Origin of the sequence: Nocardioides sp. CPCC 206348 (genome assembly GCF_048654705.1) — a bacterium.
Classification (GTDB): domain Bacteria; phylum Actinomycetota; class Actinomycetes; order Propionibacteriales; family Nocardioidaceae; genus Nocardioides.
In genome coordinates, this window is record NZ_JBMCZA010000064.1 from 29,242 (window position 1) to 30,923 (window position 1,682).

A 1,682-nucleotide genomic window follows, 5' to 3' on the forward strand; every position below is an offset into this window, starting at 1 on the left:
GCAGATCGGTCGCCGGGCCGGCGAGGACATCCCGTTCGGCACCCTGCGCTCCCCGGAGGTCACCGTCGTCGCCGAGGACGGGGTGCGCCTGTACGTCGAGGTCGACGAGGTCGGCGCCGCGCCCGCCACTGCACCGGCCGGTCCGCTCGAGCGCCTGCTTCGTCGTACCAAGGACGATGCACTGCCGGTCACCGTGGTGTTCGTCCACGGCTTCTGCCTCAACCTCGACTGCTGGCACTTCCAGCGTGCGGCCTACCGCGGGCTGGTGCGGACGGTCTACTACGACCAGCGTTCGCACGGCCGGTCCGGCAACTCCGGTCGCACGCACTCGACCATCGAGCAGCTGGGCCGCGACCTCAAGGACGTCATCGAGGCCGTCGTTCCCGACGGCCCGATCGTCCTCGTCGGTCACTCGATGGGCGGCATGTCCATCGTCGCGCTGGCCGAGCAGTTCCCCGAGTTGATCGGGACCCGCGTGGTCGGGGCCGGCCTGGTCTCGACGACCGCCGGCGGGCTCGACCCGAGCCGGATCCTGCTCCCGATGCTGCCGGCGCGGCTGACGGGCCCCTTCGCCATGGGCGCCGTCCGGACCCTGCACCTGGGCCATCGTGCCGTGGACGTGCTGCGGAAGGCAGGCAGCTCGATCGCCACGGTCGCCACCGACCGGTTCGCGTTCGGCGGCCCGGTGCCACGGGGGTACGTCGAGTTCGTCGACGAGATGCTCGGGGCCACGCCGTTCGAGGTGGTCGCCGACTTCTTCCCGCACTTCGCGAGCCTCGACAAGTTCGACCACGTCGAGAGCCTCGGCCGGATTCCCACGTCCATCATCTGCGGGACCAACGACAAGATCACCTCGATCGGCCACTCGCGCAAGCTGCACTCCCGCATCGCGGACTCCCGGCTGCTCGAGTGCGAGGGCGCCGGGCACATGGTGATCATGGAGCGGCACGAGCTGGTCAACGCCGAGCTCGACCAGCTGATCACCGCGGCGACCGCGAGGGCCGCGACGCGGTGAGTCTCGAGGTCACCGTGGTCGGCCAGGAGGCCGCCGCCGAGGTACTTGCCGTGGTCCGCGCCGCTTTCGCCGCGCGGCCCGTGCTGGACCCGCCCGCCGACGCACTCAGCGAGACCGAGGCCTCGATCGCGGCGCTGCTCGCCCCCGGTGGTGGCCTGCTCGCGCGCCTGGACGGCCGCACGGTCGGCGCCGTCGTCCTCGACCCGGATGGCGACGCGCTCTACCTGCGCCGGTTCGGCGTGGACCCCGGCGCTCAGGGCCGCGGCATCGCCCGGGCCCTGGTCCGGGCCGCCCTCGCCGAGGCCGCGCAGCGCGAGGGCCTGCGCCGCCTGGTCATCCTGGCCCGTCAGGAGCTCCCGCTGACCGTGCAGTTCTGGCGCGACATGGGCTTTGCGGAAACGGCCCGGCGGCCGCCGTACGTCGAGATGGCGCGGCCGGTGCCGCACACCGTCGAGGTCCCCACCGCCGAAGCGATGCGCGCCCTGGGCGAGCACCTGGCGTCGGTGGTGCGGGCCGGTGACGTGCTGGTGCTCAGCGGTGAGCTCGGCGCCGGCAAGACCACGTTCACCCAGGGCCTGGGCGCCGGGCTCGGCGTCCGCGGCGGCATCACCTCGCCGACCTTCGTGATCGCCCGGGTGCATCCCTCGCTGGCGGACGGCCCGTCCCT

At 73.0% G+C, this 1,682-nt stretch carries 2 protein-coding genes; both read left to right on the forward strand.

The genetic code is table 11. The features are described from left to right. Positions 1 to 1,015 (forward strand): alpha/beta fold hydrolase (locus ACOADB_RS02330; RefSeq protein WP_378596299.1); only part of this gene is annotated, 1,015 nt, incomplete at its 5' end. Next, a partial coding sequence (locus tag ACOADB_RS02335) for a tRNA (adenosine(37)-N6)-threonylcarbamoyltransferase complex ATPase subunit type 1 TsaE (protein ID WP_378596300.1) occupies positions 1,012 to 1,682 on the forward strand: 671 nt, incomplete at its 3' end. The genes ACOADB_RS02330 and ACOADB_RS02335, both read left to right, overlap by 4 nt.